The 20,033-nt window shown below is 71.3% G+C and carries 20 protein-coding genes; 2 read left to right on the forward strand and 18 right to left on the reverse strand.

Annotation, left to right across the window (positions count from 1 at the left end):
* The first annotated feature begins 58 nt into the window (after nt 1–58).
* A complete protein-coding gene (locus AB0J97_RS36090; protein ID WP_364097376.1) occupies nt 59–1,363 on the forward strand; it encodes an MFS transporter in 1,305 nt (434 codons plus the stop codon).
* Between the two features lie 120 nt (nt 1,364–1,483).
* Here the strand turns inward: AB0J97_RS36090 and AB0J97_RS36095 are convergent, their stop codons facing one another.
* Complete coding sequence (locus AB0J97_RS36095) at nt 1,484–1,717, reverse strand: hypothetical protein (protein WP_364097379.1); 234 nt, start codon at nt 1,715–1,717, stop codon at nt 1,484–1,486.
* 80 nt (nt 1,718–1,797) lie between these two features.
* Between AB0J97_RS36095 and AB0J97_RS36100 the strand changes: the two genes are divergently transcribed.
* Entirely contained in the window at nt 1,798–2,412 is a 615-nt protein-coding gene (locus tag AB0J97_RS36100; RefSeq protein ID WP_364097382.1) for a Uma2 family endonuclease, read from the forward strand.
* 42 nt (nt 2,413–2,454) lie between these two features.
* On the opposite strand, the gene AB0J97_RS36105 is transcribed toward AB0J97_RS36100, so the two are convergent.
* The 17 genes from AB0J97_RS36105 to AB0J97_RS36185 all read right to left on the reverse strand — a co-directional run bounded on the left by AB0J97_RS36105 (nt 2,455) and on the right by AB0J97_RS36185 (nt 20,032).
* Nucleotides 2,455–5,010, reverse strand: a complete 2,556-nt coding sequence (locus AB0J97_RS36105) for a phenylalanine--tRNA ligase subunit beta (protein ID WP_364097384.1) — start codon at nt 5,008–5,010, stop codon at nt 2,455–2,457.
* Nucleotides 5,010–6,050, reverse strand: a complete 1,041-nt coding sequence (pheS, locus tag AB0J97_RS36110) for a phenylalanine--tRNA ligase subunit alpha (RefSeq protein ID WP_357703426.1) — start codon at nt 6,048–6,050, stop codon at nt 5,010–5,012. Before pheS ends, AB0J97_RS36105 begins: the two co-directional genes overlap by 1 nt.
* Before the next feature lie 156 nt (nt 6,051–6,206).
* On the reverse strand, nt 6,207–7,298 hold the full coding sequence (locus tag AB0J97_RS36115; RefSeq protein WP_364097387.1) for an ATP-binding protein: 1,092 nt from the start codon (nt 7,296–7,298) through the stop codon (nt 6,207–6,209).
* 50 nt (nt 7,299–7,348) lie between these two features.
* Nucleotides 7,349–8,152: an RNA methyltransferase gene (locus tag AB0J97_RS36120; RefSeq protein ID WP_364097390.1), complete on the reverse strand. Its 804-nt coding sequence runs from the start codon at nt 8,150–8,152 to the stop codon at nt 7,349–7,351.
* A 77-nt stretch (nt 8,153–8,229) separates the two neighbouring features.
* Nucleotides 8,230–8,616, reverse strand: coding sequence for a 50S ribosomal protein L20 (gene rplT / locus AB0J97_RS36125; protein WP_357703321.1), 387 nt, complete (start codon nt 8,614–8,616; stop codon nt 8,230–8,232).
* Nucleotides 8,617–8,639: 23 nt separating this feature from the next.
* Nucleotides 8,640–8,834 carry a 50S ribosomal protein L35 gene (gene rpmI / locus AB0J97_RS36130; RefSeq protein ID WP_125635662.1) on the reverse strand — a complete coding sequence of 65 codons (195 nt, stop codon included), beginning with the start codon at nt 8,832–8,834 and terminating at the stop codon, nt 8,640–8,642.
* 127 nt (nt 8,835–8,961) lie between these two features.
* Nucleotides 8,962–9,588 carry a translation initiation factor IF-3 gene (gene infC, locus AB0J97_RS36135; RefSeq protein ID WP_357703424.1) on the reverse strand — a complete coding sequence of 209 codons (627 nt, stop codon included), beginning with the start codon at nt 9,586–9,588 and terminating at the stop codon, nt 8,962–8,964.
* A gap of 300 nt (nt 9,589–9,888) precedes the next feature.
* Nucleotides 9,889–10,743, reverse strand: coding sequence for a shikimate dehydrogenase (locus AB0J97_RS36140; RefSeq protein ID WP_364097394.1), 855 nt, complete (start codon nt 10,741–10,743; stop codon nt 9,889–9,891).
* A gap of 85 nt (nt 10,744–10,828) precedes the next feature.
* The gene (mltG, locus tag AB0J97_RS36145; RefSeq protein ID WP_364097397.1) at nt 10,829–11,986 is read right to left on the reverse strand and encodes an endolytic transglycosylase MltG; all 1,158 of its coding nucleotides are present in this window, start codon (nt 11,984–11,986) and stop codon (nt 10,829–10,831) included.
* Between the two features lie 211 nt (nt 11,987–12,197).
* On the reverse strand, nt 12,198–13,361 hold the full coding sequence (gene mltG, locus AB0J97_RS36150) for an endolytic transglycosylase MltG (protein ID WP_364097400.1): 1,164 nt from the start codon (nt 13,359–13,361) through the stop codon (nt 12,198–12,200).
* Between the two features lie 91 nt (nt 13,362–13,452).
* A complete protein-coding gene (gene ruvX / locus AB0J97_RS36155) occupies nt 13,453–13,935 on the reverse strand; it encodes a Holliday junction resolvase RuvX (protein WP_357703313.1) in 483 nt (160 codons plus the stop codon).
* A 1-nt stretch (nt 13,936) separates the two neighbouring features.
* Entirely contained in the window at nt 13,937–16,609 is a 2,673-nt protein-coding gene (alaS, locus tag AB0J97_RS36160; protein ID WP_357703311.1) for an alanine--tRNA ligase, read from the reverse strand.
* Between the two features lie 22 nt (nt 16,610–16,631).
* Nucleotides 16,632–16,862: a hypothetical protein gene (locus tag AB0J97_RS36165; protein ID WP_357703309.1), complete on the reverse strand. Its 231-nt coding sequence runs from the start codon at nt 16,860–16,862 to the stop codon at nt 16,632–16,634.
* Entirely contained in the window at nt 16,859–17,227 is a 369-nt protein-coding gene (locus AB0J97_RS36170) for a DUF948 domain-containing protein (RefSeq protein ID WP_357703307.1), read from the reverse strand. The genes AB0J97_RS36165 and AB0J97_RS36170 overlap by 4 nt, the downstream gene beginning before the upstream one ends.
* A 183-nt stretch (nt 17,228–17,410) precedes the next feature.
* Nucleotides 17,411–18,187: a hypothetical protein gene (locus tag AB0J97_RS36175; RefSeq protein WP_364097405.1), complete on the reverse strand. Its 777-nt coding sequence runs from the start codon at nt 18,185–18,187 to the stop codon at nt 17,411–17,413.
* Between the two features lie 33 nt (nt 18,188–18,220).
* The gene (locus AB0J97_RS36180) at nt 18,221–19,522 is read right to left on the reverse strand and encodes a replication-associated recombination protein A (protein WP_357703303.1); all 1,302 of its coding nucleotides are present in this window, start codon (nt 19,520–19,522) and stop codon (nt 18,221–18,223) included.
* A gap of 9 nt (nt 19,523–19,531) precedes the next feature.
* Nucleotides 19,532–20,032: a hypothetical protein gene (locus tag AB0J97_RS36185; protein ID WP_364097409.1), complete on the reverse strand. Its 501-nt coding sequence runs from the start codon at nt 20,030–20,032 to the stop codon at nt 19,532–19,534.
* Nucleotide 20,033: the final 1 nt, after the last annotated feature.

The raw sequence follows: 20,033 nt of genomic DNA on the forward strand, positions 1-20,033 counted from the left end.
CTTCGCCGTTCCAAAATGATTTGCCCTGGCCACGCACGTCATCGCAGAATCAGACTTCGTGCCCGCACGACTCACCCGCCTGCTCCGTCACCTCTCCCCTGACCTGACCCCGCTGCGCGACTCCCGTGACTACCGCCTGCTGTTCGGCGCCGGGGTCATCACCATGTTCGGCACGATGATCACCATGGTGGCGCTGCCGTTCCAGATGAAGGAGCTGACCGGCTCCTACGTCGCGGTCGGGATGATGAGCCTGGCGGAGTTCGTGCCGATGGTGGTGTGCGGCCTGTGGGGCGGCGCGATCGCCGACGCGCTCGACCGCCGCCGGATCATCGTGCTGAGCGAGCTGGGCCTGCTGGTGACCACTGCCGCCCTCATGGTCAACGCGATGCTCCCCCACCCGCAGGTCTGGGTCCTGTACGTGATGGGCGCCCTGTCCACCGGCATCGCCTGCCTGCAGCGTCCGAGCCTGGAGGCCGTGATGCAGCAGGTCGTCAGGCACGACCAGCAGGCCGCGGCGGCGGTGCTGAACAGCCTGCGCTGGAACTTCGGCGCGATCCTGGCCCCGGCGCTGGGCGGCCTGCTGCTGGTCCAGATGGGCACGCACGTCGCCTACGCCATCGACGCGATCACCTTCGCCCTCTCCTTGGCGCTGCTGTGGCGCATCAGGTCGCTGCCGCCCGTCGAGGACGCCGCCCCGGCCTCCCTGAGGTCCCTGGTCGAGGGCGTGCGGTACGCCACCGGCCGCCGCGACCTCATGGGCACGTACCTGGTGGACATCGCGGCCATGGTGTTCGCCATGGCCAACGCGCTGTTCCCGTTCCTGGCCGACGAGCTGGGCTCGCCCGAGTCACTGGGCCTGCTGTACTCGGCGGCCGCCGTGGGCGCCCTGGCCGCCTCGGTGACCGGCCGCTGGACGGCCCGCGTGCAGCGGCAGGGCCTCGGCGTGATCGTCGCGGCGGCGCTGTGGGGCGTGGCGATGACGCTGACCGCGCTGGCCCCCAGCGTGTGGCTGGTCTTCCTCTGCATCGCGCTCGCCGGCGCGGCCGACATGATCAGCGGCATCTTCCGCACGACGATGTGGAACCAGACCATCCCGCAGGAGCTGCGCGGACGGCTGGCGGGCATCGAGCTGCTCTCCTACGCCAGCGGCCCGATGCTGGGCAACGCCCGCGCGAGCCTGATGGCCAACTTCGGCGGCACCCGCTTCTCGCTGGGCGCGGGCGGCCTGCTGTGCGTGGGCGCCGTCCTGGGCCTGGCCGCCGCGCTCCCCGGATTCCGCCGCTACGACTCCAGGACCGACGAGCACGCGATCGCGGAACGCACCCGCCGCGCCGCCCAGTCCACCGAACCCACCCCCGCCTGACCGCCCCACCCCGGGCCCCACCCGACCGGCACCAGCGACAGACGGCGGTCAACGTCCGGCGGGAGGCGGGCGGGAGGCGGGCGGGCGGCAGGCAATGGGCGATGGGTGGCAGGCGAGGGCCTACTCCGCCTCCCGCCACCCTTCGTACCGCTCCACCAGCTCGTCCACCTTCGCCAGCGAGCCTTCGTCGAGCCCTTCCAGGACGACGAGCCACTGGGCGTCCTCGGCGTCGTCCTCGCCGGCGAGCGTCTCCCGTACCACCCTCGGCACCCCGAGCCCTGGGAACCACTCGCCCAGCACCTCGGCGACCTCCTCGGCATCCTCCCGCTCGCCGAACACCAGCAACTGCCTCATGCCCCATATTCTCCCGCGCCTTGAACACGTGTACGTTCGTTCACGAGGCGTAAGCGGAATACATTGGTTAGCGTTGGACCATGACTGCCGAAGCGGTGATCCTCAAGATGGAGTCCTCTTCCTCACTCCCCGACTGGGCCTTCCCGCCGCCGCAGGGCTACGTCGCCGAAGACCTCGATCACATTCCGGATTTGCCTGCGCACACAGAGTTGATTGATGGAAGCTTGGTCTTCGTGAGCCCCCAGCAACGCTTCCACCAGAACGTGATCTTCGGCCTGCACCGAGCGCTCGCCGACGCCGCGTCTGACCCCCTCCAGGTCTGTCAGGAGATGACCGTCAAGCTGGGGCCCAAGCAACGGCCCGAACCCGACCTGATCGTCCTGGGTCCGGAGGCGCCCTCCGACGAGGGCGTCACCTGCTACCAGGCCAAGGATGTCATCCTCGCCGTCGAAGTGGTCTCCCCTGACTCTGAGGTGCGCGACAGGAAGCGTAAGCCCACCCTCTATGCCGAGGCGGGCATCCCGCACTTCTGGCGCATCGAGAAGGCCGGCGCCCTCCCGGTGGTCTACGTCTACGAGATCGACCCCGCCACCGGCGTCTACGTCGGTACTGGCGTGCACCACGACCGGCTCAAACTGACTGTGCCGTTCGACCTCGACATCGATCTCACCACCCTCGGCGGGCGCCGCAAGTAAAAGGGCCGGTACGGCGATCCGTACCGGCCCGATCCCGTGACGTCAGACGCCGCGCAGTTGCGCTCCCACGCGGTCGGCCGCCATCGCCACCGCCGCGTCCCTGGCCGCCGTCGTCTCCTCGACCGTCAACGTACGGTCGGCCGCCCGGAACCGCATCGTGTAGGCGAGCGACTTGTTCCCCTCGCCCACCTGCTCACCCGCGTAGACGTCGAACAGCCGCACCGACTCCAGCAGCTCCCCGGCCCCGTCGCGCAGCGCCGCCTCCACGTCGGCCACCGGCGTGAAGTCGGGCACGATCAGCGCCACGTCCTGTGTCGCCACCGGGTACGGGGACACCGGCGGCGCCTGCACCGGCCCCGGCATGCCCGACTCCAGCCGCGACAGCTCCAGCTCCATGGCGGCGGTACGCGGCGGCAGCCCGTACGCCTCGATGACCCGCGGATGCAGCTCACCGGCGTGCCCCACCAGCGTGTCGCCCACGTAGAGGGCGGCGCACCGGCCCGGGTGCCAGGGCTCGTGCTGGTCGGCGCTGATGGACAGCTCGATCCGCGACTCGGCGGCGACCAGCCGGGCGGCCTGCACAGCGTCGGCCCACGAGGCCTCGCGGCCGGAGCCCCACCAGCCGGACCGCTCGAACTCCCCGGCCAGCACGACCGCGACCCGCAGCGGCTGGTCGGGCAGCGCCGCCTCGATCGAGGCCAGCTCCTCCTCGGTGGGACGGCGCGCGACGCCGAGCACCGGAGCGGCCGCGGGGGCGTTCTCCCTGGGCCGGTAGACCGCGCCCGTCTCGAACAGCGCCACGTCGCCGAAGCCGCGCCCGACGTTGCGGACCAGCGTCTTGAGCAGGCCGGGCAGCAGCGTCGTGCGCATCAGCGGCTCGTCCTCCGACAGCGGGTTGGCCAGGCGCATGGCCCGGCGCCGCGCGTCGTCGGCGGGCAGCTGGAGGCGGTCGAAGTCGTCGGCACCGATGAACGGGTAGCTGAGCACTTCGACGTAGCCGCCCTCGGCCAGCGCCCGGCCGACCCGCCGGCGCAGCCGCTGCCCCTCGGTCAGCCCGGCGCCCGCCGGCGCGCTGGGCAGCACCGACGGCAGCCGGTCGTAGCCTTCGAGCCGGATGACCTCTTCGGCCAGGTCGTTGGGGTCGGTGAGGTCGGGCCGCCAGGACGGCGGGGTCACCGTGATCATGTCCGGCCCGGTGACGGCCAGCCTGGCCGCCAGCTCGCCGCCGGTCACGACGCCGGTCGGGTCGACGCCGCCCTGGCGCACGGCCGGGTCGTCGCCGTCGGTCACGACGCAGCCCACCTGCTCCAGGCGGCCGACGACGACCTCCTTGGCGTACGGGAGGCCCGCCACGGCCGACGGATGACCGGCCGGGATCGCGATGCGCGCCGGCGTGACGTCGACCTCGGCGTGCGTCACCCCGGGCTGCACGGTCGCGCCGCCCAGCTCGGCCAGCAGCTGCACCGCCCGCCAGGAGGCGACCAGCGGCAGCTCGCGGTCGACGCCGCGCTCGAACCGCTTGGACGCCTCCGACACCAGCCCGTGCCGGCGCGACTCGCGCGAGATGCCGGTGGCCGAGAAATGGGCGGCCTCGATGACGATGTCGGTCGAGCCGTCGGAGATCTCGGTCTCCAGCCCGCCCATCGTGCCCGCCATGGAGATCGGGCCCGACTCGTCGGTGATGAGGATGTCGTCGGGGTCGAGCTCGCGCACGACGTGATCGAGCGTCTCCAGCCGCTCGCCCTCCCGGGCCCGCCGTACGACGATCTCGCCGGTCAGCTTCGACCGGTCGAAGGCGTGCAGCGGCTGGCCGAGCTCCAGCATCAGGTAGTTGGTGACGTCGACGGCCAGCGACACCGGGCGCATGCCGGACCGGCTCAGCCGCACCCGCATCCACAGCGGGCTCTGGGCGGCCGGGTCGAAGCCGCGCACCTCGCGCAGCACGAACCGGTCGCAGGCCGTCGGGTCGCCGATGGAGGCCGGCCAGGACGGCTCGGCCTCGGCGGGCACCTCGACGTCGGCCGGGTCGCGGAAGGCCACGCCGAACGCGGTGGCCACCTCGCGGGCCACGCCGCGCACGGACAGCGCGTAGCCGATGTCGGGCGTGATCTCCAGCTCGATCACGTCGTCGCGCAGGCCGAGCAGCTCGACCACGTCGGTGCCGATGGGCGTGTCGGCGGGCAGCACCATGATGCCGTTGTGGTCGTCGCCGAGGCCCAGCTCGCGCTCGGAGCAGATCATGCCCTCGGACATGCGCCCGTACGTCTTGCGCGCCCCCACCTCGAACCCGCCCGGCAGCACGCCGCCGGGCAGCACGACCGGCACGCGGTCGCCGGCGACGAAGTTCGTGGCGCCGCAGACGATCTCGCGCGGCGTCGCCTCGCCCACCTCGACCTTGCAGTGCCTGATCGGCTTCTTGAAACCGGACAGCTCCTCGATCTCCAGCACCTCGCCGACGACGACGTTCTTGACGTCGTGGCCGTAGGAGGTGATGGCCTCGAGCTTGAGCCCGGCCATGGTGAGCCTGTCGGCCACCTCGTGCGCGGTGGCCGCCGGGAGATCGACGTACTCCCGCAGCCAGGAAAGCGGGACCTTCATCAGATCTCCATTCCGAACGGGAGCGTGAAGCGCACGTCCCCCTCGATCATGTCTCGCATGTCTTCGGCGTTGTGGCGGAACATCAGCGTGCGCTCGATCCCCATGCCGAACGCGAACCCGGAGTAGCGCGAGGGGTCGACGCCGCAGGCGATGAGCACCCGCGGGTTGACCATGCCGCAGCCGCCCCACTCGATCCAGCCCTCGGACTTGCAGGTGCGGCACGGCGGGTTGCCGGGGATCGCCGAGGCGCCGCGGCAGACGAAGCACTTCAGGTCCATCTCGGCGGACGGCTCGGTGAAGGGGAAGTAGTTCGGCCGGAACCGGGTGGTGATGCCCTTGCCGAACATGACCTCGGCGAACCTGTCGAGCGTGCCCTTGAGGTGGGCCATGGTCAGGCCCTCGTCGACGGCCAGCCCCTCGGTCTGGTGGAAGACCGGGGTGTGGGTGGCGTCGAGCTCGTCGGTGCGGAACGTCTTGCCCGGCGAGATCACGTAGACCGGCAGCTCGCGCTGCAGCAACGCGCGGATCTGCACCGGCGAGGTCTGGGTGCGCAGCACCATGCCCGACTCGGTGGAGTCCACGAAGAACGTGTCGTGCTCGGAGCGGGCCGGGTGGTCGGTGGCGATGTTGAGCGCGTCGAAGTTGAACCACTCGCCCTCGAGCTCGGGGCCCTCGGCGACCTCGTAGCCCATGGCGACGAACGCGTCGGCGATGCGCTCCTGCAGCGTGGTCAGCGGGTGGCGGGCGCCGCGCGGCCGGCGGTCCCACGGCAGGGTGACGTCGACGGTCTCCTCGACGAGCACCCGGGCGTCGCGCTCGGCCTCCAGCTCGGCCTGGCGGGCGGCCAGCGCCTCGCCGATCGCTCTGCGGGCGCCGCCGACGCGCTTGCCGGCCTCGGCTCGGGCGGCCGGCGGCAGGGCGCCGATCTCGCGGTTGGCCAGGGCGATGGGCGAGCGGTCGCCCGCGTGCGCCAGCCTGGCCTGCTTGAGTGCGTCGAGGCTGTCGGCCGCCTTGATCGCCGTGAGGGCGTCGGCCTCCATGCGGGACAGCTCGTCGGCGTGCAACGGCGTCACCTCGACGGGGTCGTAGTCAGACAAGAGTGAGCTCCGTATCCAGGGCTTGAGCGGAAACGAGTCTAGTGGGGCCCGCCCACCGGACCGACTTCGACGGGCTCAGGCGGCAAGCCGCTCGGGGCTTCAGACCGTGGCGAAGTCGGGTGTGCCGGTGGGCACGGTAAATCGGAACTCCGCGCCGCCCTCGGGCGCGCGCTGCACGGTGATCGTGCCGCCGTGTGCCTCGACCAGGCCCTTCACGATGAACAGGCCGAGCCCGGTGCCGCCGCGGCGGCGGCTGTTGCCGCCCCGCCAGAACTGCCGGAAGACGCGCGGAGCCAGCTCGGGCTCGATGCCCTCGCCCTCGTCGCGCACCGACACGGCCACTCCCCATCCGACGGACTCGATCTCGATCGTCACGGTGCCACGCCCGTGGCGCACCGCGTTCTCCACCAGATTACCCAGAATCTGGTCGATCTTGTCCTGGTCGAGCCACATCTCGGGCAGGCGGTCGCCGACGATCAGGCGGTAGCGGTCTTCGGAGTCGCCCGCCGCGACCCGGCCGGCGACGAGCCGGCGCGCCCTGGCCGGCAGGTCGACGACCTGGCGGCGCACCTCCAGCCGCCCGGACTCGATGCGCGAGACGTCGAGCAGCTCGGTGATGAGACGGGTGACGCGGTCGGCGTCGTTGTTGACGGTCTCCAGCATGACGCGCTTCTGCTCGTCGGTGAAGCGCGTCCACTTGGCCAGCAGGGTGGCGGTGAAGCCCTTGACGCTGGTCAGCGGCGAGCGCAGCTCGTGGGCCACGGTGGAGACCAGGTCGGCGCGGCTGCGCTCCAGCCGGGCGCGGGCGCCGCCGTCGCGCAGCGTGATCGTCACGCGTTCGACCTCGCCGCCGCGCTCGGGCTCGCGCACCAGCCGGGCCGCGACGTAGAGCTCCTGCCCGCCCGGCAGGTGCAGCGGCCGCTCGGGGACCCTGGTGCGGGTACGCAGCCCGCCCTCGGGGTCGAGGCCCTTCCACCACTCGCGTCCGTCGTGGTCGCGGAAGGGGAAGACCTCGTTCATCTCCCGGCCCACCGCGCGCTCCATGGCGACCCGCGTGAGCCGGACGGCGGCCCGGTTGACGGCCAGCACGCACCCATATCGGTCGGTCACGATAAGGCCGTCGGGGAGGTCGTCGATGGAGATCGTGCACGCGGCGGCCACGACTCGCCCGTCGGTTTCTGCGCCGTGCACGACCTCGCCTCCTCCGCCTACAACGCCGACAATAGCGGGTTTCCGGCCGCCTAGGGCACTCGCTGAGCCCTGGCGGAGGAGTAAAGGCACACCGCCGCGGCGGTGGCCAGGTTCAGACTTTCAGCCTGTCCGTAGATAGGCACTCTGACCACATCGTCCGCCTCGGCGCGTATCTCCTCCGGCAGTCCCCAGGCCTCGTTCCCGAAGATCCACACGGTCGGTCCGGAAAGATCCACGTCGTCGAGCGTGTGCTTGCCCGCGCCGTCGGCCGCCAGCACGCGCATGCCCCGCTCCCTGAGTTGACGCACGGCGGGGGCGACCGGTGCACCGATGACGACCGGCAAATGGAACAGGCTGCCCGCGCTGGCGCGTACGCACTTGCCGTTGTAGGGATCGACGGAGGCGTCGGTGAAGATCACGGCGTCCGCCCCGGCGGCGTCGGCCGCCCGCATGACGGTGCCGGCGTTGCCCGGGTCGCGTACGTGCGCCAGCATCGCGACCAGCTTCGGCTCCCCGTCGAGCGCCTCCTCCAGCGGCACGTGCACGAACCGGCACACCGCCAGCAGCCCCTGCGGGGTCACGGTCTGGGACAGCTCCGACATGACCTCGCCGCTGGCCCGGTGGACGGGCACCCCCTGCAGCATGGCCTGGGTGACGAGCTCGGCGTGCCGCAGCTCGGCCTCGGCCGTGGCGAACAGCTCCAGGACTACCCCGTCGAGCTTGAGCGCCTCACGCACCGCCTGCGGTCCCTCGGCCAGAAACCTGCGGTCCTGCTCCCTGAAGGCGCGCTTGGTGAGCCTGCGTGCGGCCTTCACCCTCGGCGACTTCACGTTGGTCAGCTCGGACCCGGCCATGCTCTCCCCCTGGTCATGCGTGGATACAGCAAAAGGGCCCACCGTGACGGTGGGCCCTCATGTGTCTGAAGGCGACCTCAGCTCGCGGTGGCCGGAGCGTTCACGTTCGCCGGGAGCGCCTTCTTGGCGGCCTCGACGAGCGTGGCGAAGGTCGGGGCGTCGTTGACCGCGAGGTCAGCGAGGATCTTGCGGTCGACCTCGATGCCGGCCAGGCGCAGGCCCTGGATCAGGCGGTTGTAGGTCATGCCGTTGGCGCGGGCAGCGGCGTTGATCCGCTGGATCCACAGACGGCGGAACGCACCCTTACGGTCCTTGCGGTCCCGGTAGGCGTACGTCATCGAGTGGAGCATCTGCTCCTTGGCCTTGCGGTACAGCCTCGACCGCTGGCCACGATAACCACTCGCCCTGTCGAGGACGACCTTGCGCTTCTTCTTGGCGTTGAGCGCCCGCTTCACGCGTGCCATGTTCTTCTCCCCGGGGGTTCGCGCTACTTGGCGAGCAGCTTCTTGATCTTCTTGGTGTCTGCCGGCGAAACGACGACTTCACCCTTGAGACGACGCGTCAGCGTGGAGGACTTCCACTCGTTGTAGTGCGCGCGGCTGGCGCGGCGGCGCTTGAGCTTGCCGGTGCCGGTGAGCCGGAACCGCTTCTTCGCACCGCTGTGCGTCTTCATCTTCGGCATGTCGCCGTCTCTCCTCAATTCGGTCGTGCCGGTGGCCGGGCCGGTGCTGGCCGACCCGGTCGCGGCTTGTTCGTCTGCCGGTGGCGGCTGCTGGGGCGCGTGTTGTAAGGCTAACCCCAGCCGCAGGTCACGCTTCCTGTACGGAAGGTTCCGCTTCCGGTACGGAAGCCTCCTCTTCCAGCTCGGAAGGCTCCTCGCCACGCTGCGCCTTGGCGGCGGCCTTCTCGGCCTTGGCCTCGGCCTTCTTCTTGTGCGGACCGATCACCATGATCATGTTACGGCCGTCCTGCTTGGGCTGGGACTCCACGAACCCGAGCTCCTGGACGTCCTCCGCGAGCCGCTGCAGCAGCCGGAAGCCGAGCTCCGGCCGGGACTGCTCACGCCCACGGAACATGATCGTGACTTTGACCTTGTCCCCCGCCTTGAGGAACCGCACCACGTGACCCTTCTTGGTCTCGTAGTCGTGCGGGTCGATCTTCGGCCGGAGCTTGATCTCCTTGATGATCGTGTGCGCCTGATTCTTGCGCGCCTCGCGCGCCTTCATCGCGGACTCGTACTTGAACTTGCCGTAGTCCATGAGCTTGCACACGGGCGGTCGAGCCGTGGCCGCGACCTCGACGAGGTCAAGGTCGGCCTCCTGGGCGAGCTTCAGCGCGTCGTGAATGCTGACGATGCCGACCTGCTCGCCGTTCGGGCCCACGAGGCGAACCTCGGGAACTCGGATACGCTCGTTGATGCGGGGCTCAGTGCTGATGGGGCCTCCTAGGTTTGCGATCCCTACGTGCTCGTCGTGGCGGGGGCCTTCCGCGCCGAAGACGCGAAAAGCCCCGCACGTCGCGCATGCGGGGCCACTGAGCTCTGTGGCTTCGTGGCCTCGAGCTCCCCGGAGAGTCCGGCGTGATCCTGGACCCGGCCGCCTTGCGGTGACTCGGGTGGGAGGGAGACCTCCGCTTGCGCGTCCAGCAAGGCATGCCGGACCGATCAGAGAGCTACATTACCACAACCACGCAGGCGCCTCGAATCATCCCGCAGGCGCGGGTAATCGTCCGGGAGATCAGCCCTGCGGGGCCGTGGACCGCCGGGCGATCTCGGCCTCGCCCGCCGCGCGCATGGCCTCGACCGGCACGTCCGTGCGGCCGGTCATCAGCTCCACCTGGCGCACGGCCTGGTGCAGGAGCATCGGGAAGCCGCCGACCACCGTGCCGCCCGCCTCGCGGACCGCCGTGGCCGCCCTGGTCGGCCAGGGGGCGTAGACCACGTCGAACAGCGCCGGCACCCGGGCCAGCCGCCCCGCCCACGCGTCGGCCGCCCCCGCGGGCAGCGTGGAGACCACCAGGTCCACCCCGATGGACGCGTCGAGCTTGTCGAACGTCTCCACCGCCAGCGTCACGCCCAGCCGGTCGGCCACCTCGGCCGTCTCCCCCGCCCTGGCCGGGTCGCGTACCAGCAGCGTGGCCGCGAACAGCCCCAGGTTGCGCAGGGCCGCCAGCGCGGAGGCGGCCGTGGCGCCGCCGCCCAGGACGGTCGCCGAGCGCGGCGCGGGCACGCCCGCCTCGGCCAGCGCCCGCTCGATGCCGTGGACGTCGGTGTTGTGCCCGTGGCGCAGGCCGTCGGCGAAGACCACGGTGTTGGCCCCGCCCACCTCGACGGCCAGGTCGGAGACGGTGTCGAGGAGCGGCAGCACGGCCCGCTTGAGCGGCATCGTCAGCGACAGGCCCGCCCAGGCCCGCTCACCGCCGCCCTGTCCGCGTACGGGGGTCAGCCCGGCGAGCAGGCCGGGCAGCCGCGCCTCGTCGCACTCGAACGCCTCGTAGCTCCACTCGTCGAGCCCCATCGCCGCGTAGGCGGCCCTGTGCAGGTGGGGCGAGAGCGAATGCCCGATCGGCGAGCCCATGACCGCAGCCCGCATCGACACTCCTTCCGGAAACACGGTCCCTACTCCTACCACGCCGCGTGGGCGGGCCGCCGGTCGTCCTGCGGCCCGCCTGCGGGGGTCAGCCGCCGTTCCGCTTGTACTCGGCCAGCAGTGCCTGGCGTTCGGCCTCGGTGGTGGCGAACTTGGTGACGCTGCTCTTGGGGTCGGTGGCGACGAAGTAGAGCCAGTCGCCCTTGGCCGGGTTGAGCGCCGCCTCGATGGCGTGCTGGCCCGGGTTCGAGATCGGGCCCGGCGGCAGGCCGAGGTACATGTAGGTGTTGTACCGGCTCTTCGTCTTCGTCTCGGCGAAGGTGGCTGCGGTGCGGTACTTGTTGAGGGCGTACATGACCGTGCTGTCCATCTCCAGCTTCATCTCCGGGTCGCGGTCGAGCCGGTTGTAGATGACGCGGGCGATCTTGGGCATGTCCTCGAACCGGCCGGCCTCGGCCTGGATGATGCTGGCGATGATCACGATGTCCTGGGGCTTGTGCCCGAGCGCCTTGGCGCCGCCTTCGAGGTCGACCTCCTCGGCGGTCTGGTTGAACCGCTTGACCATCGCGCCCAGGATCTGGGCCGGGGTGGCGTTGGGCGGGAACTGGTAGGTGGCCGGGAAGGCGTACCCTTCGAGCTTGCCCTTGGCGTACGACGGCAGGTCGAGGTCGCCGGTGTCCTTGGCCGCGGCCGCGAACGCCTTGACCGGCTTGTCCGTCGCCTTGGCCAGCGTGGTCAGCGTGTCGGACAGGCGCAGGCCCTCCTTGACCGGCACCTTGGCCAGCAGCTTGTTCTCGGGGCTCAGCATCGCCACCGCGTCGGCCGCCGACATCTTCTTGCGCATCTTGTACTGGCCGGGCTGGAGCGACCCGCTCTTGCCGGCGTTGCCGATGGCGGTGCTGAACGCCCTGGCGCTGGCCACGACGCCCAGGCGCACGAGTTCCTCGGCCACCTCCGACGCGCTCTGGCCGTCCTTGATCTCGACGATCACCTCGCCGGTGCCCTGGCCGGTGTAGTCGTCGGGCACGAGGGCGTCGCTGACCCACAGGTAGCCGTAGTAGCCGCCGCCACCGATGATGCCCGCCAGCACCACGAAGGCGAGCAGCGGCGCGACGAAGCCGCCACGGTTGCGCCGTCTGCGCCGCCGGCGGTTGCCGCCGCGCTTTCCGGAGCCACGGGAACGGCGCCGGGACCGACCCTCGTCGTCCTCGGTGCCGAGCAGGGAGTTCAGATCGAGATCGCTCATAGGTGCGCTGGCCAATCTCCCGGTACGGCCCGTTCGGCGTCAAGCGGTTGTGCCGAACCGGCTGGGGTCACCGGGCGGAACGGGGGGATCCGCCGGGCATGCTCCCACGACCAGCGGAGATCACTCTGGGTAGCCATGCTAGGGGATGGGAAGAGGGCGCATGACCCGGGATGGGGCTTTTGCGCGGGGACGAGGGGGGTCCCGCCGAACATCAGCCTGTCCCGAGGTTCTTGTTCAACTCTTCCCGGTATCTCACGAACTCGCTCTCTTTGTTGGTGAATTTGGTGATTCTATGCGCCGGATCCGTCGTCACAAACCAGTGCCAATCACCTGCGGCTGGGTTCAGCGCCGCCAGCAGCGCCTTCTCCCCCGGATTGGCTATGGGCGCCGGCGGCAGCCCGCGACGGCGGTAGGTGTTGTAGGGCGAGTTCACCTTGGTGTCGCTCTCCGTGACCTTCAGTGACCGGCGGTTCTGCGCGTACAGGACCGTGGTGTCCAGCTCCAGAGGCGTGTTGCTCTTGAGCCTGTTGTAGATCACTCTGGCGATCTTGGGGTAATCGGCGTCGGTGCCGCCCTCCGCCTGGACGAGGCTGGCGACCGTGAGGGCCTCCAGCGGGGTCAGGCCGAGCCGCCGGGCCCCGTCCGCCAGATGGATCTGCCGGGCGGCCACGCCCCACCGCTCCACCATGGCGGCCAGCACGTCCACGGGCTTGTCGCCGGGCTCGACGTCGTAGGTGGCGGGGAACAGGAAGCCCTCGATCCCGGGCGCGTACGTGGGCAGCCCGATGAGGCTCTTGTCGACGGCCTGCAGCTCCTTCAGCGGCAGCGCGGCCAGCTGGGCGACGCGCCGCAGCACCTCGTTCGCGCGCAGCCCCTCGGGCACCGCCACCCGCCTGACGAGCCGGGACGCCGGCGCGAGCAGCAGATCGAGCGCCGCGCCCGCGGCCATGCCTTTGCGCAGCCGGTAGTGGCCGGGACGCAGCCGGTTGGCCACGGCCCGCTCCTGGGCCGCGTTCACGAACGAACGCGAACTGGCCACCACCCCCGCGTCGGCCAGCGCGGTGCCGATCTCCTCGGCGTTCGCGCCCGGCGGGATCCGGACGGTGACCGTCCCGCTGCCCACGCCCTCGAAGTCGTCGGGGCTCAGGTACGGCCTGACCACCGTGAGCGCGGCCGCCCCCGCCGCCACCAGGGCGGCCACCAGCGCGGCGGAGATCAGCCCAGCCTTGCCCAGGGCCCGGCCCCGACGCCGCGGCGGGCCGTCGCCGTTGCCCGGAGGCTCCCCGGCCGCCGGCTCCGGCGGCGACTCCTGCTCGGAGTCGGCCCGCTGGAACGGGACCACTTCGCCGCCGTCGTCGTCAGGGGTGGCGTTCACGTGACCACCTCGCCGGGCAGGCGCCGGACTGGCGGCGTCGGAGCGGGCGCACAGGTCATGGCCTCGTCGCGGGCCTCGCGGTGCCGCCCGGTCATGAGGCAGGTCCGTCGGCCGCCGCGGGGGGCGGTTCGACGGGCCTGCCTGGTGGTCTGTCGGTGGCGCGTTCGGAGTCGAGGGCGTCCTGCAGCAGCACGACGGCGGCCGCCTGGTCGACGACCCCGCGCTGCTTCTTGGCGCGTACGCCGCTGGCCCGTAGCCCGTGCTGGGCGGCGACCGTGGTGAGCCGCTCGTCGAACAGCCGCACCGGCGTGGGCGCCAGCCGCCCGGCCAGCTCGGTGGCGAACGCGCGGGCCAGCCCGGCCGCCTGCCCCTCACGCCCGGACAGCGAGGTGGGCAACCCCACGATCACCTCGATCGCCTCGTGCTCGGCGACGATCTCGGCGATGCGGTCGAGGTCGCCCTTGCCGCGCCGCACGGTCTCGACCGGCGTGGCCAGCGTCCCACTGGGGTCGCTGCGGGCCACGCCGATGCGTACGGATCCGACGTCGACGCCGATCCGCGAACCGAACCTCATGTCATCCGATCTGCTCGCCGATGGCCTGTTCGACCAGGCCGAGCGCGTCGCCGATCGCCTCGGGCCGCGTACCGCCGCCCTGCGCGACATCGTCCTTGCCGCCACCGCCACCCCCAAGAGCCTTGGCGGCGACGCCGACCAGCCTTCCGGCCTTGAGCCCCCGCTCGCGCCCCGCCTCGTTGACCGCGGCGACCACCACGGGCCGGTCGGAGGGGGCGCCGGCGATCACCACGACCGCCGGCCGGTCGGCCGGGAATCTGCCACGCACATCAAGCGCGAGCTTACGCAGGTCGTCGGCGCCGGTGCCATCAGGCGCGCGGTGAGTCACCACGGAGACTCCGTGCAGGTCACGGGCCTGGGACGCCAGCTCGCCAGCCACCTGGAGCACCTGCGCCGAGCGCACCTTCTCCAGCTCCTTCTCGGCGGTGCGCAGGCGGGTGACGATGCCCTCGATGCGCTCGGGCAGCTCCTCGCGGCGCGCCTTGAGCTGCTCGGACAGCTGGGCCACCAGCACGCTCTCGCGGGCCAGGAAGCGGAAGGCGTCGATGCCGACCAGCGCCTCGACCCGGCGCACGCCCGCGCCGACCGACTGCTCGCCCAGCACCTTGACCAGGCCGAGCTGCCCGGAGCTGTGGACGTGGGTGCCGCCGCACAGCTCGCGCGAGTAGTCGCCGATCTCGACCACGCGGACCTCGTCGCCGTACTTCTCGCCGAACATCGCCAGCGCGCCCATCGCCCTGGCCTCGGCCTGGGAGGTGTAGAACGCGTTGACCTTGAGGTCGTTGATCAGCACCGCGTTGACCTCGTCCTCGACGTCGCGCAGCACGCTGGCCGGGACCGCGCCGGCCGCGGTGAAGTCGAAGCGGAAGCGGCCCGGGGAGTTCTCCGAGCCCGCCTGCGCGGCCGTCTCGCCCAGCGCGTTCTTGAAGCCGCGGTGGACCAGGTGGGTGGCGCTGTGGCTGCGCGAGATCGCCCGGCGGCGCTCGACGTCGATCTCGGCCTGGGCCTCGTCGCCGGCCTTCAGCTCACCGCTGCGGATCTTGCCGCGATGGACGATCAGGCCCTTGAGCGGCGACTGCACGTCGAGGATCTCGACCTCGGCGCCCGCCGTGCGGATGACGCCCTGGTCGGCGAGCTGGCCGCCGCCCTCGGCGTAGAACGGGGTGCGGCCGAGCACGATCTCGACGGTCGTGCCCGCACCGGCCGCCGGCACGCTGACGCCGTCGACCAGGATGCCGACGACGGACGTCTCGGCCTCGGTCTCGTCGTAGCCGAGGAAGTCGATCTTGCCGGCCTTCTCCAGCAGGTGGCCGAAGACGGAGATGTCGGCGTTGCCGGTCTTCTTGGCCGCCGCGTCGGCCTTGGCGTTCTGCCGCTGCTCTTTCATGAGGCGGCGGAAGCCCTCTTCGTCGACCTTGAGCCCCTGCTCGGCCGCCATCTCCAGGGTGAGGTCGATCGGGAAGCCGTAGGTGTCGTGCAGCTTGAACGCCTGGTCGCCCGAGAGCGTCGTGCCCGACTTGCGCTTGGTCTCCTCGACGGCCACGTCGAAGATCGCGGTGCCGGTGCGGAGCGTGCCCAGGAAGGACGCCTCCTCCGCGTCGATGATCCCATGGATCTGCGGCGCGTCGGCCTTGAGCTCGGGGTACTGCTCGCCCATCACGTTGATCGCGACGTCGGTCAGCTCGTGCATGTAGCGCTCGTCGCCGGAGCCGAGCAGGCGCAGGTTGCGCACCGAGCGGCGCAGGATGCGGCGCAGCACGTAGCCGCGGCCCTCGTTGCCGGGCATGACGCCGTCGGCGACCAGCATGGTGCCGGTGCGCACGTGGTCGGCGATCACGCGCAGGCTCACGTCGGCGCGGTGGTCGCGGCCGTAGCGGGTCTTGGTGAGCTCGGCCGCCTTGTCGAGGATCTTGTAGGTGGTGTCGATCTCGTAGAGGTTGTCGACGCCCTGCAGGATCGTCGCCATGCGCTCAAGGCCCATGCCGGTGTCGATGTTCTTGGCCGGCAGCTCGCCGGAGATGTCGAAGTCGACCTTGGTGCGGACCTGGCTGAGCTGGTACTGCATGAAGACGAGGTTCCAGACCTCGAGGTAGCGGTCCTCGTCGGCGACGGGGCCGCCCTCCTTGCCGTACTCGGGGCCGCGGTCGTAGTAGATCTCCGAGCAGGGGCCGCCGGGGCCTGGCACGCCCATGTGCCAGTAGTTGTCCTCCAGGCCGCGGCGCTGGATGCGGCTCTCGGGCACGCCGACCTTGTTGCGCCAGATGTCGTAGGCCTCGTCGTCCTCGAGGTAGACGGTCGCCCAGAGCCGGTCTTCGGGGAAGCCGAAGCCGCCGTCGGACTCGGAGCGGGTGAGCAGCTCCCACGCGAACGGGATCACTTCGGACTTGAAGTAGTCGCCGAAGGAGAAGTTGCCGAGCATCTGGAAGAAGGTGGCGTGCCGGGTGGTCTTGCCGACCTCTTCGATGTCGGGCGTGCGCACGCACTTCTGCGCGGTTGCCAGCCGTGACGCCGGAGGCTTGCGCTGCCCCAGGAAGTACGGCTTGAACGGCACCATACCGGCAGGAACCAGGAGTAGCGTGGGGTCCTCAGCGATCAGGCTGGCCGAGGGCACGACCTTGTGCCCACGCTCCTCGAAGAAGCGCAGGAAGCGGCGGGCTATCTCTGCCGACTCCATTGTGGCCATCCTTTGCTGGTAGTCAGTTGTTGTCTTCAGCGTTGTCGAGCCCGAAGCGGGCCCGCAACTGGGTTTCGCGCTCGGCGGCCTCGCCGAGCGCGTCAGAGGTAAAGTCTCTCACCCGCGCGAGCATGCCCGCCGCGCCGTCGGCCGTGCGCCGGACGACGTGGGTCGGGTGCAGCGCCTGCAGCCTGCGCATCACCCAGAAGGCGAGGAACGCGCCGAGCGAGAGGTAGAACAGCCGTCTGATCACCGGGACCGCCTCGGCGGCCTGCGGGCCTCGATGGCGCGCCGCACGCCGTAGCCGAGCGACGACACCTTGATCAACGGGCCCGTGAAGATGGTCTGCGTCACCGCGCTGAGCTTGGCGGCGTGGGCGCTGACCTGCTTGACGTCCTGGGCGATGGCCTCGACCGCGACCAGTTGCCTGTTGGTCTCGTTGACCGTGACGCTCACGTCGTCGAGCAGCGGAACCAGGCGGTTGTTCAGGTCGGAGACCGCCTTGGTGGTCTCGGTGAGCAGCCTGGCGAGCTTGACGAGCACCATGGCGAGAACGCAGACCAGGACAATCCAGCCCGTGGCCGCGATCAGCCCGGCGACCTCTCCAGCGGTAAGCATCCGCTCATCTCCCTCGTACGCTGGGCCGGAACGGCAAGAACCTTATCGCGTCCCGGCGACAACGTTCGTGAGGAAACCGGGTCCGATCCGGCGGCCAGGTCGCCTGCGGACGCTTCCGTGACCGATCGCATGCCGCCCTGACCAGGCGTTCCGCCGCCCGGCCGCCTCCTGTCACGCCGTCTGTCACGCCTCGGGGACGCGGGCGAAGGCGCGTACGGGAACCCGCCCGACGCCCTCCAGCAGCGGCGGCGCGGCCGTGAACAGGGCGCCGGTCGGCGGCAGCCGGTCGAGCCCGGTCAGCCGCTCCACGACCGGCACACCGGCGGCGAGCAGCACGTCGAGCGCCGGGCTGTCCACACGCCCGTCGTCCCCCTCAGGCGTGGTGCCGTCGAGGGTGTCGGCGTCGGTGCCGACCAGGGACACGCCGCCCGCGGCCAGCCACGCGGCGGCCTCCGGGGTGAGCCGCCCGCCCTCGCCCGCGCCGGTGTGCAGCAGCACGGCCCTGCCGCGCACGTCGAAGGCGGCCAGCGTGCCCACGCCGACCTCCCGCCCCCCGGCCCCTTCCAGCCGCACCACCACGGTGGGCAGCTCGGCCGCGCGCGACAGGGGCAGGCCCGGCAGGTCGCCGCCGGGCGCCACCAGGCAGGTGCCGCCCTCGGCGGGCGGACGGGCGAGCTCGACCAGCGCTCCCCCCGCCGCCGGGGCGGCCGTGGCCGCGCGGTCGGACGGCCCTCCCCTGGTGCCCTTGTGCGGCTCGGCGAAGATCTCGACGTTGGTCAGCTCGACGCCGTCGGTCATCAGCAGGCCGAGCGAGGCCACGAACAGGGCGGCGATCTCGCCTTCGGAGACGTCGGGGCCGGGCAGGTCGACGCGGAAGCCGTGGACGGCGAGGTCGCCGCCGTTGCCGAAGGTGATGCGGGCGTCGAAGCTCGCGCGGTGGTCGTTCGAGGTGACGGTCATGGTGGCGATCAATCTGGCGTGCGGGCGGGACGGTCAGGAGCCGCGCAGGAAGTCGCGGATCCTGGCCCAGCGGTCGGCCACGGGAGCCTCTGCGCCGTGGCGGGTGGGCTCGTAGTAACGGCGGTCGCGCACCTGCTCGGGCGCGTAGTCCTGGCGCACCAGGCCGTGGTCGAAGTCGTGCGGGTACTTGTAGCCGTCGCCGTGGCCGAGCTTGGCGGCGCCGGGGTAGTGGGCGTCGCGCAGGTGGCCGGGGACCTGGCCGATCAGCCCCTTGCGGACGTCGCCGACCGCCGCGCCGATGGCCTTGACGACCGCGTTGGACTTGGGCGCCATCGCGCAGTGGATGACGGCCTGGGCCAGGTTGATCTGCCCCTCGGGCAGCCCGATGAGCTGCACGGCCTGGGCCACGGCCACCGCCGTCTGCAGGCAGGTGGGGTCGGCCATGCCGACGTCCTCGGAGGCGAAGATGACGATGCGGCGGGCGATGAAGCGCGGGTCCTCGCCGGCCTCGATCATGCGGGCCAGGTAGTGGAGCGCCGCGTCGGCGTCGGAGCCGCGCATCGACTTGATGAACGCGCTGATCACGTCGTAGTGCTGGTCGCCCTGGCGGTCGTAGCGCACGGCCGCCTTGTCGGCGGCCTTCTCCACCACCTCGACGGTGATGTCGTCGGCCAGCAGGGCGGCGGCCTCCAGGTAGGTCAGCGACCTGCGGGCGTCGCCGCCGGCCAGGCGCACCAGGTGGTCGAGGGCCTCGGGCGCGAGCCGGGGCCGCCCGTCCAGGCCGCGCGGCTCGGCCACCGCGCGCTCCAGGACCGCGCGCACGTCGTCGTCGGACAGCGACTCCAGCGTGAGCAGCAGCGAGCGCGACAGCAGCGGCGAGATGACCGAGAAGGACGGGTTCTCGGTGGTGGCGCCGATGAAGGTGACCCAGCGGTTCTCCACCGCCGGCAGCAGGGCGTCCTGCTGGGCCTTGTTGAAGCGGTGGACCTCGTCGACGAACAGCACGGTCTGCCGGCCGCTCATGCCCAGCTCGCGGCGGGCGTTGTCGATGGCGGCGCGGACGTCCTTGACGCCCGCCGAGACGGCGGAGATCTCGACGAAGCGGCGCTTGGTGACGTTGGAGACGACGTAGGCCAGGGTCGTCTTGCCGGTGCCGGGCGGGCCCCACAGGAACAGCGACATGGGGGCCTCACTCTCGACCAGCCGCCGCAGCGGGGTGCCGGGGCCCAGCAGGTGTCGCTGGCCGATCACCTCGTCGAGGGTGCGCGGGCGCATCCGCACCGCGAGGGGTTGCGGGGTGGCCTCCTCAGCCGCCGAATCGAACAGGCTATCCACAACGCGAGATTACACGCCGGTCAGACCCGCCGCGGCCCACACGGCCCTGGCCCCGGAGTCGCCCGCGCGGAAGCAGAACCACCCCGCCACGGCCGCCAGGACGACCGTCAGCGCCGACAGGACGAACGTGACGGGCCTGCCGAACCGGTCGGAGGTGACCGAGCGGCGCGCGGGGGTGGTGGCGTACACGAGGGCCAGGGAGGCGGCGGCCAGGCCGGCCACCGACAGCAGCAGCGGGTTCGCGAAGCTCTCGTGGTCGGCGACGCGCGCCCCGAGCGGGCCGTCCACGTCGGCGAAGCGGGCCCGTTTCAGGCTCTCCCCGCTCTCCTTGGCCACCAGGACCGCCACGGGGGCGGCCACGGCGAGCAGCACCACCGCCCACGCCGTCAGGGTCCTTACGCGTGGCAGCAGCGCGTACGCCCCCGCCAGGAGGACGAGCAGCGGCGTCAGCACCACGGCGAAATGGACGATGAGCGGATGGGCCGGCAGGCCGAGGATCTGCTCGAACACG

This window comes from Nonomuraea sp. NPDC049607 (genome assembly GCF_040675375.1).
Classification (GTDB): domain Bacteria; phylum Actinomycetota; class Actinomycetes; order Streptosporangiales; family Streptosporangiaceae; genus Nonomuraea.

Excerpts from the sequence above, each read along its gene's own strand:
- AB0J97_RS36095 (WP_364097379.1), bottom strand. The coding sequence starts at position 1,717 with ATGAGGCAGTTGCTGGTGTTCGGCGAGCGGGAGGATGCCGAGGAGGTC.
- AB0J97_RS36100 (WP_364097382.1), top strand. The coding sequence starts at position 1,798 with ATGACTGCCGAAGCGGTGATCCTCAAGATGGAGTCCTCTTCCTCACTC.
- AB0J97_RS36105 (WP_364097384.1), bottom strand. The coding sequence starts at position 5,010 with ATGAAGGTCCCGCTTTCCTGGCTGCGGGAGTACGTCGATCTCCCGGCG.
- pheS (WP_357703426.1), bottom strand. The coding sequence starts at position 6,050 with ATGGAGGCCGACGCCCTCACGGCGATCAAGGCGGCCGACAGCCTCGAC.
- AB0J97_RS36120 (WP_364097390.1), bottom strand. The coding sequence starts at position 8,152 with ATGGCCGGGTCCGAGCTGACCAACGTGAAGTCGCCGAGGGTGAAGGCC.
- rplT (WP_357703321.1), bottom strand. The coding sequence starts at position 8,616 with ATGGCACGCGTGAAGCGGGCGCTCAACGCCAAGAAGAAGCGCAAGGTC.
- rpmI (WP_125635662.1), bottom strand. The coding sequence starts at position 8,834 with ATGCCGAAGATGAAGACGCACAGCGGTGCGAAGAAGCGGTTCCGGCTC.
- AB0J97_RS36140 (WP_364097394.1), bottom strand. The coding sequence starts at position 10,743 with ATGCGGGCTGCGGTCATGGGCTCGCCGATCGGGCATTCGCTCTCGCCC.
- mltG (WP_364097397.1), bottom strand. The coding sequence starts at position 11,986 with ATGAGCGATCTCGATCTGAACTCCCTGCTCGGCACCGAGGACGACGAG.
- ruvX (WP_357703313.1), bottom strand. The coding sequence starts at position 13,935 with ATGAGGTTCGGTTCGCGGATCGGCGTCGACGTCGGATCCGTACGCATC.
- alaS (WP_357703311.1), bottom strand. The coding sequence starts at position 16,609 with ATGGAGTCGGCAGAGATAGCCCGCCGCTTCCTGCGCTTCTTCGAGGAG.
- AB0J97_RS36170 (WP_357703307.1), bottom strand. The coding sequence starts at position 17,227 with ATGCTTACCGCTGGAGAGGTCGCCGGGCTGATCGCGGCCACGGGCTGG.
- AB0J97_RS36175 (WP_364097405.1), bottom strand. The coding sequence starts at position 18,187 with ATGACCGTCACCTCGAACGACCACCGCGCGAGCTTCGACGCCCGCATC.